This is a genomic window from Saccharothrix longispora, from assembly GCF_031455225.1.
Classification (GTDB): Bacteria; Actinomycetota; Actinomycetes; order Mycobacteriales; family Pseudonocardiaceae; genus Actinosynnema; species Actinosynnema longispora.
Genome location: NZ_JAVDSG010000001.1, coordinates 4,139,891 through 4,153,612 on the forward strand (window position 1 = coordinate 4,139,891; position 13,722 = coordinate 4,153,612).

The window sequence follows — 13,722 nt, forward strand, 5'->3', positions numbered from 1 at the left end:
CGGTTCGCCGCGTGAAGTCCCACGTCCTGCGGCTGCTGCCGACCGCCTACCCGTACGCGCTGGACACGGCCGTCGCGGTGCTCTTCGTCGTGGCCTACCTCGGCTTCGCCGAGATGAGCACCACGCCGCTGTGGCTGGGCTACCCGCTCGCCGTGCTCGTGGGCGCACCACTGGCCGTGCGGCGCGGCCGGCCGCTGCTCACCCTGGGCGTCGTGCTGGTGGCGCAGACCGCCGCCACGGTCGCCCACATCACGCTGGAGCCGTTCGGGGCGACGGCGTTCGCCGCGTACGCGGTGGCGTCGCTCTGCGCGCACCGGGTCGCGGTGCGGGCACTGGTCGCCAGCCTGGTCGTCATCGCCGCGGCCATCGCGGTCGCCGAGCCGTGGCCGGACGACATCGGGCTGGTCCTGTTCGCCTCGCTGTGCGTGGGCACCGCGTGGGCGCTGGGCCGGGTGACGCGCGTCCGGCGGGACTACGAGGCCCGCCGGGCGGCCCAGGCGGCGTCGGCGGCCGTCACCGAGGAGCGCATGCGGATCGCCCGCGAGCTGCACGACGTGGTCGCGCACGGCCTGAGCCTCATCGCGGTCCAGGCGGGCACCGCGGCCCACGTGCGCGACGCGTCGGTGTCCGAGGAGGCGCTGCGGGTCATCGAGACGACCTCGCGCGGCACCCTGGTGGAGATGCGCCGGCTGCTCGGCGTGCTGCGCTCGGAGGACGCGGCGGCGGAGCTGGCGCCCATGCCGAGCATGGCGGACCTGCCGGAGCTGGTGTCGCGGGCGGCGCTGGCCGGGGTGGGCGTCGACCTGTCGGTGACGGGCGCCGTGCCCGAGGCGCTGGGTCTCACGGTGTACCGGATCGTGCAGGAGTCCGTCACGAACGTGGTCAAGCACGCCGCGCCGGCGACCTGCACCGCCGCGGTCGAGGTGTCCGGTTCGTCCGTGTCGGTGACCGTGGTCGACGACGGCCCCGGCGAGCGGCTGTCGACCGGCCGGACCGGCGGCCACGGGCTGATCGGGATGCGGGAGCGGGTGGCGGTGTACGGCGGGACGTTCTCGGCGGGGCCGCGGGCGGCGGGCGGGTTCGCGGTGCGGGCGGAGGTGCCCCTGCCGTGATCGACGTGGTGGTCGTGGACGACCAGGCGCTGCTTCGCGGCAGCTTCCGGGTGCTCGTGGACTCCGCCCCCGACCTGCGGGTCGTCGGCGAGGCGGGTGACGGCGCGACGGCCGTGTCGGTGGTGCGGGAGACCTCGCCGGACGTGGTGCTGATGGACATCCGCATGCCGGGCGTCGACGGCATCGCGGCTACCCGCGAGATCGGCGCGTCGACCGGTGCCAGGGTGCTGATCCTGACCACGTTCGACCTGGACGAGTACGTCTACTCGGCGCTGCGGGCCGGCGCGAGCGGCTTCCTGCTCAAGGACACTCCCCCGGCCGAGCTGCTGGCCGCGATCCGGGTCGTGGCGGCGGGCGACTCGCTGCTGTCGCCCTCGGTGACCAGGCGTCTGGTGGCCGAGTTCGCCCGCACCCCGGAGCAGCGCGAGGTCCGGCTGGAGGGCGTCACCGAGCGCGAGCGGGAGGTGCTCACCCTCATCGCGCGGGGCCGCTCCAACGCCGAGATCACGGCCGAGCTGCACATGGCCCCCGGCACGCTGAAGACCCACATCGGCCGGCTGCTGCACAAGCTCCAGGCCCGTGACCGTGCCCAGCTCGTCATCGCGGCCTACGAGTCGGGACTGGTCACCGCCCGGTCCTAGCCGGCCATCCCGCAATGGCGGGAGCCCGCCCGGCGCGGTGGCTGGGCGGGCTCCTCGTCGGCACTGCCGGTGACGCGGGTGCTACAGGTACTGACCGGTGTTGGTGGCGGTGTCGATCGCCCGACCCGACTCCTGGTTCTTGCCGGTCACGAGCGTGCGGATGTAGACGATCCGCTCGCCCTTCTTGCCCGAGATCCGCGCCCAGTCGTCCGGGTTGGTCGTGTTGGGCAGGTCCTCGTTCTCGGCGAACTCGTCGACGATCGCGTCGAGCAGGTGGCGCACCGACAGGCCCGGCTGCTTGGTGTCCAGCAGGCTCTTGATGGCCGCCTTCTTGGCGCGGTCGACGATGTTTTGGATCATGGCGCCGGAGTTGAAGTCCCGGAAGTACAGGACCTCCTTGTCACCGTTGGCGTAGGTGACCTCCAGGAACCGGTTCTCCTCGGACTCCTCGTACATCCGCTCGACGGTGTGCTGCACCATGCCGTCGATGCACGCCGCCGGGTCGCCGCCGAACTCGGCGAGGTCGTCGGCGTGGATCGGCAGGTCGGGCGTGAGGTACTTGTTGAAGATGTCCTTCGCGCCCTCGGCGTCCGGACGCTCGATCTTGATCTTCACGTCGAGCCGGCCGGGACGCAGGATGGCCGGGTCGATCATGTCCTCGCGGTTGGAGGCGCCGATCACGATCACGTTCTCCAGGCCCTCGACGCCGTCGATCTCGCTGAGGAGCTGGGGCACGATCGTGGTCTCGACGTCGGACGACACGCCCGAGCCGCGGGTCCGGAAGATCGAGTCCATCTCGTCGAAGAACACGATCACCGGGGTGCCCTCGGACGCCTTCTCACGGGCCCGCTGGAAGATCAGGCGGATGTGCCGCTCGGTCTCGCCGACGAACTTGTTGAGCAGCTCGGGGCCCTTGATGTTGAGGAAGTAGCTCTTGGCCTCGCGGTGGTCGTCGCCGCGCGCGCGGCTGACCTGCTTGGCCAGGGAGTTCGCCACCGCCTTGGCGATGAGCGTCTTGCCGCACCCGGGAGGGCCGTAGAGCAGCACGCCCTTGGGTGGGCGCAGCTTGTACTCGCGGAAGAGGTCGGCGTGCAGGAAGGGCAGCTCCACGGCGTCGCGGATCTGCTCGATCTGCCGGAACAGGCCGCCGATGTCCTCGTACTTGACGTCCGGCACCTCCTCCAGCACCAGGTCCTCGACCTCGGCCTTGGGAACCCGCTCGTAGGCGAACCCGGCCTTGGAGTCGACCAGCAGCGAGTCGCCCGCCTTGAGCGGCGAGTCCATCAGCGGCTGGGCGAGCCAGACGACCCGCTCCTCGTCGGCGTGGCCCACGACCAGGGCCCGACCGATCGTGGTGTCGGCCTCCTCGGACTCGAGGACCTCGCGCAGCGTGCAGACCTCGCCGGTCCGCTCGAAGCCGCCGCCCTCGACCACCGTCAGCGCCTCGTTGAGGCGCACCGACTGGCCCAGGACCAGCGACGACGTCTCGACCGCGGGCGACACCGACACCCGCATGCGACGGCCGGAGGTGAACACGTCCACCGTGCCGTCCTCGAACCGCGCCAGGAACACGCCGTAGCCGCTGGGCGGCTGGGCGAGCCGGTCGACTTCCTCGCGCAGCGCGAGGAGCTGGCTCCGTGCTTCTCGAAGGGTGTCGATGAGCTTCGTGTTGCGCTCGGTCAGTTGGCTGACGCGCTCCGTCGCCTCCGCCAACCGCTGCTCCAGCAGGCGGACGTGTCGTGGGGATTCCGTCAACTTGCGGCGCAGCAACGCGATCTCGTCCTCGAGGAACCGGATCTGCGCAGTCAGCTCACCAGAGTTGTTGCCCTTGTTCAGCTCGCCACCCTCATCGGGCTGGCTGCCGGGATGACCGTGCTGCATGTCGGCACCCTCCTCCCGTGTACGTACGACAACGGTACCGGCGATCACCGACAAAAGCCGCCACCCTGCGAGTTCCCGGGCGTCGCGTGATCACGCATACCGCCCGCTCGGAGGGACGAACTGCTCCATACCGGTGTCAACCGGAACCTCCTACCCGCTACCGTGCGTCTCTAACACGAGTCCCACGTGCGTGGTCCGGGCAGTGTCACTGCCACCAGCGGAAAGTTCTAGGAGAACGTGATGTCCGTCCCGCCGCAGCAGCCGGAACCCCACGGGCAGCAGCCGGGCCCGTCCGGCCGGCAACCAGGCCAATTCGGCCAGCAGCCGGGGTACGGGCAGCAGCCCGGCGGGTACCCCCCGCCCCAGGGTTTCCCACAGGGTGGACAGCAGCCCGGCTACGGAACCCCACCGGGTGGCGGGCCGCAGCCCGGCTACGGCCCCCCGCCCGGCGGGCACGGGCCGCCCCAGCAGCCCGGCCAGCCCGGTTACGGCCAGCAGCCGTACGGGCAGCAAGGCCAGTTCAACCAGCCCGGTTACGGCCAACCGGGTGGTTTCGGCGCCCCCTACGGCGCGCCGCCCAAGAAGAGCCCGCTGCCGTGGATCCTCGGCGGCGTCGGCGCGCTCGTCGTGATCGGCGTGGTGGTCGCCCTGGTGATGACGCTGGGCGGCGGGAGCAACGGCACGGCCAAGGACGCGGCGGACGGCTTCGCCTCGGCGATCTCGAACCGCGACTACGACAAGCTCCGCTCCCTGACCTGCGCCGAGGACCAGAAGGAGATCGACGACCTCAAGAAGGCGTTCGACCCGGACGCCATGGGCGCCGAGCTCGACAAGCAGCTGGAGGGCCTGCCCGCCGAGGCGAAGGAGCAGGCCCGGAAGATGCAGGAGGCGCTCAAGGACATCAAGGTCGTCGCCTCCGTCGACAAGGTCGAGGAGAAGAGCGACACCCGGGCCGAGGCCACCCTGACCATCAAGCTGGAGGGCGTCCCCGGCGAGATGCGGGAGCTGATGAAGGACACGCAGACCGACACGGTGCCGTTCAAGAAGACCGACGACGGCTGGGTCGCCTGCGAGAAGTGACCCCCGCACGTGCGACGGCCCCGCTCACCGGTCGGTGAGCGGGGCCGTTCCACCTGGTCAGCCCTTGGACGGGCGGCGCTGCGGGCGGGGCGGGGTGACGCCGTCGGCGAGCCTGCGGGTGGTCAGCAGGAACGCGGTGTGCGCGATCATCCGGTGCTCCGGCCGCACGGCCAGGCCCACCGAGTGCCACGGCCGCACGAGGGTCTCCCACGACTGGGGCTCGGTCCAGTGCTGCTGCTCCCGGATGGCCTCCGTGACCTTGGACAACTGGGTCGTGGTGGCCACGTACACGACGAGCACGCCGCCCGGGATGAGGCTCTTCGACACGGTCGGCAGCACGTCCCACGGGGCGAGCATGTCGAGGATCACCCGGTCCACCTCGCCCTCGTGCTCGACGAGGTCGCTCACGGTGAGCGACCAGTTGCCGGGTCGCTCGCCGAAGAACTGCTCGACGTTGCGGATGGCGTGGTCGGCGTGGTCCTGGCGCACCTCGTAGGAGATGACGCTGCCCTTCTCCCCGACCGCGCGCAGCAACGAGCAGGTCAGGGCACCGGAGCCGGCACCGGCCTCCAGGACCCGCGCGCCGGGGAAGATGTCGCCGTACATGACGATCTGGGCGGCGTCCTTGGGGTAGATCACCTGGGCGCCGCGCGGCATCGACAGCACGTAGTCCGCCAGCAGCGGCCTCAGGGCCAGGAACGACGTGCCGCCGACGGACACGACCACCGACCCCTCGGGCTGCCCGATCAGCTTGTCGTGCGGCAGGGCGCCGCGGTGGGTGTGGTACTCCTTGCCCGGTTCGAGCACGATCGTGTAGTGCCGTCCCTTCGGGTCGGTCAACTGCACCCGGTCTCCGGGTTGGAACGGACCACTGGCGGTGCTCACCGCGGCGAACCTCCTGCTAAGACGCGCGTCAACAGCGCACGATGGTCGCACGGAGCCTCGTGCGCCCTACTGGCGGGACTTCTCCGCCCGCAGCCCCGCCCGCATCACTCCCCCTTGTCCGTGATCGTGTGGTACACGGGCCAGCCGATCAACCACACCAGCCCGACCACCGTCATCCCCCACATCTGGCCGAGCAGGCCCCCGGCGCGCTCCGGTGTCGAGACCACGTGGACGAGCAGCAGGACGATCGCCCCCGCGATGGCCCAGGCGAGCACGAACTTCCCCCACTCGCGCCACTCGTGGCGGACCCTCGCCGGTCCCCGCTCCGGTGGCTTCACCGGCGGCGGACCGCCCGCGAAGCGGTGGTCGAACCGCTGGTCGGCCCACCGCAGCACGCTGTGCCCGAAGGCCACGCTCACCCCCAGGTAGATCGCGGCCAGCCCGTGCGACGCGTTCGCCTCGCCCCCCGCCCGCAGGTCGACGACCGTCGCCACGAGCAGCACCACGTCCACCAGGGGCGTGCAGACCAGCAGGACCGCGCCGAGCCGGGGCATGCGCAGCACGTACCGGGCGACGAGCCCCGCGCCCAGCACGACCCACAGCCCGACCTCGCACGCCACGATGAGGACCACCAGCGGTTCGACCACGGCTCCAGCGTCGTCGCGGGGCGTGCCCGGGCGCGTCGTCGGGCCGACCCACCGGAGGTCATCACTTCGCAGGACGCCCCGCCCGGTGCCCTGTGCTGCAATGGCGCGGTGACGCTCCACCGCAGGTACCGCGACCCGCTCGTCGCGGCGGCGTCCTTCGCGGGAGGGCTGGTCGTCCACCTGCTGGACGTGGACCTGCTCCTCGGCGGCCGGGACCCGGGTGTCCCGCTGGGCACCCGGCTGGCGATCCTCGCGGTGGCGTGCGCGGGCCAGTGCTTCCGGCACCGGGCGCCAGCGGTCGCGCTGGTCGTGGCGGCCTCCGCGACGGCGGTGGACCTGGCGCTGGGGCCGAGCCTGCCGACGATCGCGGTGCTGATCGACGTGCTGTTCGCGGCCGCGCTGCACGGCTCGCGCCGGCTGCACCAGGTGATCGTCGGCGCGGTGGCCGCGCTGACCGTCGGGGTGACCGCGGTGGTCGCCGTGGTGGGTGACTGGCGGCTGTCGTTCTACGCCGGTTTGCAGGTGTTCTCGCTGCTCGTGGTGCCCGTGTGGTGGGCGACGAACGTGCGGCGGCACCGCGAGGGCGCCGAGCAGGTGGCCCGGATCGCCGAACTGGACCGGCGGGCCGCGGTGGGCGCCGAGCGCAACCGGATGGCCCGCGACCTGCACGACGTGGTGGCCGGGCACCTGTCCGCCATCGCGATCCAGTCCGAGGCGGTGCTGTCGCTGCGCGACGGCGACCCGGAGACCTCGCGCACGGTGCTCAAGTCGGTCCGCGAGAACAGCGTACGGGCCTTGTCGGAGATGCGCATGATGATCGACGTGCTGCGGGCCGACGGGCCGCCGGACGCGCCGGCCACGGCGCGGTTGTCCGAGGTGGGCGTGCTCGTCGACTCGGCCCGCGCGGCCGGGCTGGACGTGCGGTTCCGGGGCGCGGACGTCGACGACCTGCCGGGCGCGGTGGACGTCGCGGCCTACCGGATCACGCAGGAGGCGCTGACCAACGCGGTCAGGCACGCGTCCGGCCCGTGCGCGTCGGTGGAGCTGGAGCGGCAGGTCAGGCGGTTGGTGGTGGTCGTGCGCAACGCGGCGGACGGGACGGCACGGGATTCAGGGACGGGGCTGGTGAGCATGGCGGAACGCGCGCACGCGGTGGGCGGGGAGTTCTCGGCGGGCCGCGCCGGCGGCGAGTGGGTCGTGCGGGCGGAACTGCCGCTGTGATCCGCGTGCTGGTGGCCGACGACCACGCCGCGATCCGGACGGGCCTGGTGATGATCCTGGGCGGCGCGGACGGCATCGAGGTGGTCGGCGAGGCGGCCGACGGCGCGGCGGCGGTGCGCATGGCGCTGGCGCTGCGGCCCGACGTGGTGCTGATGGACATCCGGATGCCGGGTGTGGACGGCATCGAGGCGACCAGGCGGATCGGCGACGTGGCCGAGGTGCTGGTGCTGACCACATTCGACCTGGACGAGTACGTCTCCGGGGCGCTGCGGGCGGGCGCGGCGGGGTTCCTGCTGAAGTCCGTGGAGGCGCCCGCGCTGGTGGAGGCGGTGCGGCGGGTCGCGGCGGGTGACGGGGTGCTGGCGCCCGGCGTGACGCGGCGGGTGATGCGGGAGTTCGCCTCGGTCGCGCCCCGGCCGCGCCCGGCGGGGCTCGACTCGCTGACCGACCGCGAGGTGGACGTGCTGCGGTGCCTCGGCGAAGGGCTGTCGAATCACCAGATCGGGCGGAAGCTGCACATCGGCGAGACGACGGTGAAGACGCACGTGTCGCGGGTGCTGACCAAGCTGGACCTGCGCTCGCGGGTGCAGGCGGCGATCCTGGCGCAGGAGGTCGGGCTGCCGGGCGGCCGAGCCGGCGGCGGGCAGGTCAGGGGCGGACAGGTCAGCGACGGTCCAGCGCGGCCTTGAGGTCCTCGCGGCGCAGCACGCCCGCGGGCCTGCCCTCCAGGTCGACGACCAGGTACTCCCAGGCGGCGGTGCCGTGGACCCGCTCGACCACCTCGTCGCCGCTCTCGTTCTCCAGCAGCACGGTCTCCGGCCGGATCGGCACGGCGGCCTGCTCCGCGGGGGCGTGCGGCGAGGTCGAGGCGAGCTGCCGGGCCATCTCCCGGTCGAGCAGGCCGGCCGCGACGCCGTCCGCGCGGACCAGCACCACGCCGCGGCCCGCGGACGCGGTGAGCGCGCCCGACACGGGGCTCTCGGCGGGCAGTTGGAGCACGGGGCGGACCAGTTCGGTGAGCGTGAGGCCGTCCGGCCAGGTCCGCTTGTGCTCGGCGGCCTGCTCGCCGCGCGCGCCGGCCACCACGAACCACGCCGTGAGCAGGCACACGCCGAACCTGACCCAGCGGTCCTCGGCGCCGTCGACCAGGCCCCACAGCGCCCACGCCACCAGCAGCGCGGCCACCGCGCCGCCGCCGACGACGGCGGCCCTGGTGCCCGCGGCGCGACGGCCCGTGACGGCCCACACCCCCGCGCGCAGAATGCGCCCGCCGTCCAGCGGCAGGCCCGGGAGCAGGTTGAACACCGCCACGGCGGCGTTGGCGAACGCGGTCTGCGCGATCAGCAGCCACACCGCGTCCGGTTGCGGGATCGCGACGGCGGCCAGCGCGAACGCCCCCGCCAGCACGATCGACACCACCGGACCGGCGGCGGCGATGGCGCCCTCGTGCGCGGGCTTGGCGGGGGTGCGCATCACCTCGGACACCCCGCCCAGCAGGAACAGCCGCAGCCGGCGGACCGGCAGGCCCAGGCGCAGCGCGACGAGGCTGTGGCCCAGCTCGTGGGCGAGCACGGACAGGCCGAGGAAGAGGGCGAACGTGGCGGCGAGCAGCACCCCGGTCAGCCCGTCGGCGCCGGGGACGAGGCGCCCGACCATCGGCGCGTAGAGCACGACGACGGCCGCCGACCCGAGCCACCAGGACGGCGCGAGCAGCACCGGTATCCCGGCCGCGCGGAACAGCGGCAGCCCGCCGTCCCGGCCGACCTGCCGTCGCCAACTCGTCGTCGCCACGTCCGGAGCCTAAGCGCACCGGTGTATCGGCGCTGTGATCCGGACCAGGGCGTTTGGAGGCGATCTTGTCAGTGGGTTGGCCTATCGTTCTCGTCATGGCAGTGCCGACAACCGAGCGCCCTGTTCGCAGGCCCGCGCTCTCGCCGTCCCGTGCGGGCGACTTCAAGCAGTGCCCGCTGCTCTACCGGTTCCGCGCCGTCGACCGGCTGCCGGAGAAGCCGACCAGGGCGCAGGTGCGGGGCACGGTGGTGCACGCGGTGCTGGAGGACCTGTTCGGGCTGCCGGCCCGGGAGCGGGTGCCGGAGCGGGCGCGGGAGCTGGTGGGTCCCGCGTGGGAGCGGGTGCGGGCCGAGCGTCCGGAGTTCGCCGAGCTGTTCGAGGCCGACGACCCCGAGCAGGAGGCGTGGCTGGCCTCGGCCGAGGGGCTGCTGGACGGCTACTTCGGGCTGGAGGACCCGCGCCGGTTCGACCCGGACGCCCGCGAGCTGCTGGTGGAGTGGGAGCTGCCGTCCGGCGTGCTGCTGCGCGGCTACGTGGACCGGGTGGACGTGGCGCCGACCGGCGAGATCCGGGTGGTCGACTACAAGACGGGCGCCGCGCCGCGCGAGGTGGGCGAGGCCAAGGCGCTGTTCCAGATGAAGTTCTACGCGCTGGTGCTGTGGCGGCTGCGGGGCGTGGTGCCGCGCCAGCTGCGGCTGATGTACCTCGCCGACCGGCAGGCGCTGGCCTACCAGCCGGACGAGGCGGAGCTGAGCCGGTTCGAGCGCACGCTGGAGGCGATCTGGGACGCCATCCTGCGCGCGGCGCGGACGGGCGACTTCCGGCCGAACCCGGGCAAGCTGTGCTCCTACTGCGACCACAAGGCGCTGTGCCCGGCGTTCGACGGCACCCCGCCGCCCTACCCGGGGTGGCCGGAGCCGGACGCGGGCGTGGAGACCGCGCTGGACCGGGCGGACTAGTGGCGTTCTACGAGCGGGTCGACGAGCACCGGTTCGCCTCGACCGGGCACACCGCGGGCCCCTGGTCGGACGAGAGCCAGCACCTGGGTCCGCCGTCCGCGCTGCTGGTGCGGGCGCTGGAGCGCTGCTCGCCGCGCGGGGACGCCGTGCTGTCCCGCGTCGTGTTCGAGGTGCTGGGCCCGGTGCCGGTGGCGGAGCTGACGGTCGAGGCGGGCGTGGAGCGGCCGGGCCGGTCGGTGGAGCTGCTGTCGGCGACCCTCGCGCACGACGGCCGCCCGGTGCTGCGTGCTGCCGCGTGGCGGATCGTCACGGGCGACACGACGGCGGTCGCGGCGGGCGGGGGAACCCCGTTGCCACCGGCCGGGGACTGTCGACCGATGGCGATCCCGGACGCGTGGCGGGGCGGCTACCTGCGGGCGATGGAGTGGCGGTCGGTCGACGGCGGCATCTTCGCGCCGGGCGACGCCACCGTGTGGGCCCGTCCGCGCGTACCGGTGGTGGCCGGCGAGGAACCGACCGCGCTCCAGCGCCTGTTCACGGTGGCCGACTCGGCCAGCGGCGTGTCGAGCAGGCTGGACATCTCGAAGTGGTACGCGATCAACACCGACCTGACCGTGCACCTGCACCGGGAGCCGGTCGGCGAGTGGTTCGCCCTCGACGCGCGCACCGTGATCGGCTCCGCCGGGGTGGGCGTGGCGACGAGCGAGCTGCACGACGAGCACGGTCCCGTGGGGCGCGGCACGCAGTCGCTGTTCGTGCGGGAGCGCTAGAGCTCCCGGAAGTGCTCGACGGTCGGGAACGGGTCGTAGAAGTGGTGCAGCAGCGCCTTCCACCTCGGGTACAGCGGCCCCTGACGGAAGCCGACCGTGTGGTCCTCCAGCCGTTCCCACCGCACCAGCAGCAGGTAGCGGGACGGGCGCTCGACCGACCGCCGGAGGTCGAGCGAGACGAACCCGGGCGAGGCCGCGACGACCTCGCGGGCCTCCGCGAACGCGAGCTCGAAGTCCGCCTCCAGACCGGGGCGGACGTCGAGCGCCGCCGCTTCCAGGATCACAGGTGCTTGTACACGTCTTCGAGGGTGAGGCCGCGGCCGAGCATGAGCACCTGCACGCGGTAGAGCAACTGCGAGACCTCCTCGGCGAGCCGCTCGTCGGACTCGTGCTCCGCGGCGATCCAGACCTCGCCGGCCTCCTCCAGCACCTTCTTGCCCTGCGCGTGCACCCCGGCCTCCAGAGCCGCGGCGGTGGCGGAGCCCTCAGGGCGGGTGCGTGCGCGTTCGCTCAGCTCGGCGAACAGCTCGTCGAAGGTCTTCACGGGGTGTGATCCTCGCATCCCCCGCACGCCGGCGGGCCGGTGGGGACCCCTGGTTCAGCCGACCGGGACGCGGGCGCGGGCCCGCAGCCCGACCACCTGCGCCACCACCGACGCCGCCGCGAACAGGACACCCGGCCCGGGGCGCGGCGCGGCCATCGGGACCACGCCCGGGAAGCCCTCGTCCACCGCGCCCGGCGGCGGCCAGGACGCCTCGTCGTAGCCGAACGCCACCAGCGCCGCCGCCGCGAGCACCGCCGCGCCCACGACGAGGCCGGGCACGAGCCCGGACCGGGCGGGCAGCAGCGCGCACGCGTGCAGCAGCACCGCGGCGCCGAGGTAGAGCCACCACAGGGGCAACCGCGACAGCTCGACGTCGACCTGCCCGTACCGCGACCACGGCACGAGCGCGGCGAGCGCGGTGAGGCAGACGGCGACGACGGTCCACTTCGCGAGCGGGGTCACCCCGCGAACCCTAGATGCCGTAGCGGGGACTGGTGAACGGCCACGCCTCCGCGATCCACTCGGGCACGAACGCGTCCAGCGCGCGCTCCAGGTCGGTGCCGACCTTGCCGTCCACCACCCACCACGAGATCAGCGCGTCCTCGGCCGGGTCGATGTAGACGCACCCCAGCAACTCGGTCTCGTCGGCGTCGAACAGGGCGTAGTTGAACGACTCGTGGTCGTTCTGCTCCCGCTCGTGCCGGGCGAGGTCGACGCGGTCCTGCTCGCGGGTCATGGTGGCGGGCGGCCAGCCCCACGCCTCGCCGTAGAGCGACCACAGGCGTTCCCGAGAGCCCATCACCGCCGGGTAGTCGATGTCCACATCGGACTCGCGGATGGGTCGCAGGTGGTGCTCGCCGTCGAGCGGCACGCGGGTCGGGTGGACGAAGTCAGCGGGGAGCCAGGCCATGCGCGGGATTCTGCGCGGCCGCGCGCCCCGACCGCCACCGATAATCCGTTGGCCCTCGGCGTGACCGGCCCCACACTGCTGCCGTGACGTCACTCGACAGCGGCCTCGTGCTGCGGACCGCGCGCCCCGGCGACCTGGACCGGATCGGCGCGCTCCTGGCGGACCGGGGCGAACCGGCCGACGCCGTGGACCACCGACTGGTGGTGGAGGACCCGGACGCGGGGTGGGGGGCGTGCGCGGTCGTCGTGGACGGTGACCGGGTGGTGTCCACCGCGACGCTGCTGGACGAGACGCTGGTGCTGGCCGGCGTGGAGATCCCGGCGGGCCAGGTCGAACTGGTCGCGACCGATCGCGCCTACGAGGGGCGCGGCCTGGTCCGGGCGCTCATGGGCTGGGCGCACGAGCGGTCCGCCGCGCGCGGGCAGCTGGTGGGCGTCATGATCGGCATCCCGTACTTCTACCGGAAGTTCGGCTACACCTACGCCGTGCCGATCCCGGCGACGCGTCCCGTGCCGGCCCGCCCGGACGCCGGGGCGCACACGATCCGCGAGGCCACCGCCGACGACATCCCGGTGATGGCCCGCCTCCAGGAGGCCGAGCAGGCGCGCGCCGACCTGGTGGTGCCGCACTCGCCCGCCCTGTGGCGCTGGCTCGTCGAACGCGACGGCAGCACCCAGTGGGTGGTGGAACGCGATGGCGTGCCGGTCGCGACGGGCCGCACCACCCCGCCCGACGAGGGCCTGCGGCTGGCCGAGGTCGCCGCCGTCGACGAGGCGGCCGGGCGCGCGCTGCTCGCGCTGACCGCCGCGCGGGAGGCCACCGAGCGGCCCGGCACGGTCGCGGGCGACGCCCTGGAGCCGTTCCTGGGCGCCGCCGGCGAGGAGGCCGAGTCCTACTACGTGCGGGTCCCCGACCCGGTCGCGCTGCTGGAGCACCTGCGGCCGGTGTTCGGGGCGCGGCTCGCGGCGTCGGAGGCGTTCGCCGACCGGGAGGGTGAGGCCGTGGTGTCGTTCTACGAGTCGCACGTGCGGCTGCCGTTCAGGGCGGGTGTGGTCGGTCCGGTCGTGCCGGGCGGCACGATGCAGGGACCTGGCGCGGAGGGCGGCGCGGGCGTGGCGCCGGACATGCTGGCGTCACTGCTGTTCGGCCCGCACGGCATCACGGGCCTCGCCGCGCGTCAGCCCGACGTCTACCCGGGGCCGAACGCCGACCTGATGCGCACCCTGTTCCCGCCGGTGCGTGCCGACGTCCTGACGTTCTACCTGCCCTGAGGCCACCTGC

The 13,722-nt window shown here is 73.4% G+C and carries 16 protein-coding genes; 8 read left to right on the forward strand and 8 right to left on the reverse strand.

The genetic code is table 11. The features are described from left to right. Positions 1-11: 11 nt before the first annotated feature. Both J2S66_RS16465 and J2S66_RS16470 read left to right on the forward strand, forming a co-directional pair. On the forward strand, positions 12-1,112 hold the full coding sequence (locus J2S66_RS16465; protein ID WP_310307964.1) for a sensor histidine kinase: 1,101 nt from the start codon (positions 12-14) through the stop codon (positions 1,110-1,112). Beyond that, positions 1,109-1,753 carry a response regulator gene (locus J2S66_RS16470; protein WP_310307965.1) on the forward strand — a complete coding sequence of 215 codons (645 nt, stop codon included), beginning with the start codon at positions 1,109-1,111 and terminating at the stop codon, positions 1,751-1,753. Before J2S66_RS16465 ends, J2S66_RS16470 begins: the two co-directional genes overlap by 4 nt. Before the next feature lie 81 nt (positions 1,754-1,834). Here J2S66_RS16470 and arc read toward each other — a convergent pair whose 3' ends face one another. Further along, entirely contained in the window at positions 1,835-3,634 is a 1,800-nt protein-coding gene (gene arc / locus J2S66_RS16475) for a proteasome ATPase (protein WP_306744961.1), read from the reverse strand. 240 nt (positions 3,635-3,874) lie between these two features. Between arc and J2S66_RS16480 the strand changes: the two genes are divergently transcribed. Further along, the gene (locus tag J2S66_RS16480; protein ID WP_310307968.1) at positions 3,875-4,714 is read left to right on the forward strand and encodes an Rv0361 family membrane protein; all 840 of its coding nucleotides are present in this window, start codon (positions 3,875-3,877) and stop codon (positions 4,712-4,714) included. Between the two features lie 57 nt (positions 4,715-4,771). Here J2S66_RS16480 and J2S66_RS16485 read toward each other — a convergent pair whose 3' ends face one another. After that, positions 4,772-5,599, reverse strand: a complete 828-nt coding sequence (locus tag J2S66_RS16485; protein ID WP_306744963.1) for a tRNA (adenine-N1)-methyltransferase — start codon at positions 5,597-5,599, stop codon at positions 4,772-4,774. 104 nt (positions 5,600-5,703) lie between these two features. Continuing rightward, a complete protein-coding gene (locus J2S66_RS16490) occupies positions 5,704-6,246 on the reverse strand; it encodes a hypothetical protein (protein WP_310307969.1) in 543 nt (180 codons plus the stop codon). A gap of 108 nt (positions 6,247-6,354) precedes the next feature. Here J2S66_RS16490 and J2S66_RS16495 point away from each other — a divergent pair, with 108 nt between their 5' ends. Both J2S66_RS16495 and J2S66_RS16500 read left to right on the forward strand, forming a co-directional pair. Next, positions 6,355-7,467: a sensor histidine kinase gene (locus tag J2S66_RS16495; RefSeq protein WP_310307970.1), complete on the forward strand. Its 1,113-nt coding sequence runs from the start codon at positions 6,355-6,357 to the stop codon at positions 7,465-7,467. A 50-nt stretch (positions 7,468-7,517) separates the two neighbouring features. Further along, positions 7,518-8,156: a LuxR C-terminal-related transcriptional regulator gene (locus J2S66_RS16500; RefSeq protein ID WP_374726200.1), complete on the forward strand. Its 639-nt coding sequence runs from the start codon at positions 7,518-7,520 to the stop codon at positions 8,154-8,156. Here J2S66_RS16500 and J2S66_RS16505 read toward each other — a convergent pair. Then, positions 8,131-9,258, reverse strand: a complete 1,128-nt coding sequence (locus J2S66_RS16505) for a site-2 protease family protein (protein WP_310307972.1) — start codon at positions 9,256-9,258, stop codon at positions 8,131-8,133. The two genes, J2S66_RS16500 and J2S66_RS16505, sit on opposite strands and share 26 nt — an antisense overlap. Positions 9,259-9,353: 95 nt before the next feature. Here J2S66_RS16505 and J2S66_RS16510 point away from each other — a divergent pair, with 95 nt between their 5' ends. Together J2S66_RS16510 and J2S66_RS16515 are read left to right on the forward strand one after the other, a co-directional pair. Further along, positions 9,354-10,217, forward strand: coding sequence for a RecB family exonuclease (locus tag J2S66_RS16510; RefSeq protein ID WP_310307973.1), 864 nt, complete (start codon positions 9,354-9,356; stop codon positions 10,215-10,217). Continuing rightward, entirely contained in the window at positions 10,217-10,987 is a 771-nt protein-coding gene (locus tag J2S66_RS16515) for a thioesterase family protein (protein WP_310307975.1), read from the forward strand. Before J2S66_RS16510 ends, J2S66_RS16515 begins: the two co-directional genes overlap by 1 nt. Here J2S66_RS16515 and J2S66_RS16520 read toward each other — a convergent pair. From J2S66_RS16520 to J2S66_RS16535, 4 genes are read right to left on the reverse strand one after another with little or no spacing between them, the layout of a single operon-like run. After that, complete coding sequence (locus tag J2S66_RS16520; protein WP_310307976.1) at positions 10,984-11,271, reverse strand: antibiotic biosynthesis monooxygenase family protein; 288 nt, start codon at positions 11,269-11,271, stop codon at positions 10,984-10,986. The genes J2S66_RS16515 and J2S66_RS16520 overlap by 4 nt on opposite strands. After that, positions 11,268-11,531 carry a phosphoribosyl-ATP diphosphatase gene (locus J2S66_RS16525; protein ID WP_033434999.1) on the reverse strand — a complete coding sequence of 88 codons (264 nt, stop codon included), beginning with the start codon at positions 11,529-11,531 and terminating at the stop codon, positions 11,268-11,270. The genes J2S66_RS16520 and J2S66_RS16525 overlap by 4 nt, the downstream gene beginning before the upstream one ends. A gap of 54 nt (positions 11,532-11,585) precedes the next feature. Further along, a complete protein-coding gene (locus tag J2S66_RS16530; protein ID WP_310307977.1) occupies positions 11,586-11,993 on the reverse strand; it encodes a hypothetical protein in 408 nt (135 codons plus the stop codon). 10 nt (positions 11,994-12,003) lie between these two features. After that, entirely contained in the window at positions 12,004-12,441 is a 438-nt protein-coding gene (locus J2S66_RS16535; RefSeq protein ID WP_310307979.1) for a GNAT family N-acetyltransferase, read from the reverse strand. A gap of 83 nt (positions 12,442-12,524) precedes the next feature. Between J2S66_RS16535 and J2S66_RS16540 the strand changes: the two genes are divergently transcribed. Next, positions 12,525-13,712 (forward strand): GNAT family N-acetyltransferase, encoded by a 1,188-nt coding sequence (locus tag J2S66_RS16540; RefSeq protein WP_310307980.1) that lies wholly within the window; start codon positions 12,525-12,527, stop codon positions 13,710-13,712. The last annotated feature ends 10 nt before the right edge of the window (positions 13,713-13,722 follow it).

Coding starts and splice junctions, on each gene's coding strand:
- arc (WP_306744961.1), bottom strand. CDS start 3,634: ATGCAGCACGGTCATCCCGGCAGCCAGCCCGATGAGGGTGGCGAGCTG.
- J2S66_RS16480 (WP_310307968.1), top strand. CDS start 3,875: ATGTCCGTCCCGCCGCAGCAGCCGGAACCCCACGGGCAGCAGCCGGGC.
- J2S66_RS16500 (WP_374726200.1), top strand. CDS start 7,518: ATGATCCTGGGCGGCGCGGACGGCATCGAGGTGGTCGGCGAGGCGGCC.
- J2S66_RS16510 (WP_310307973.1), top strand. CDS start 9,354: ATGGCAGTGCCGACAACCGAGCGCCCTGTTCGCAGGCCCGCGCTCTCG.
- J2S66_RS16535 (WP_310307979.1), bottom strand. CDS start 12,441: ATGGCCTGGCTCCCCGCTGACTTCGTCCACCCGACCCGCGTGCCGCTC.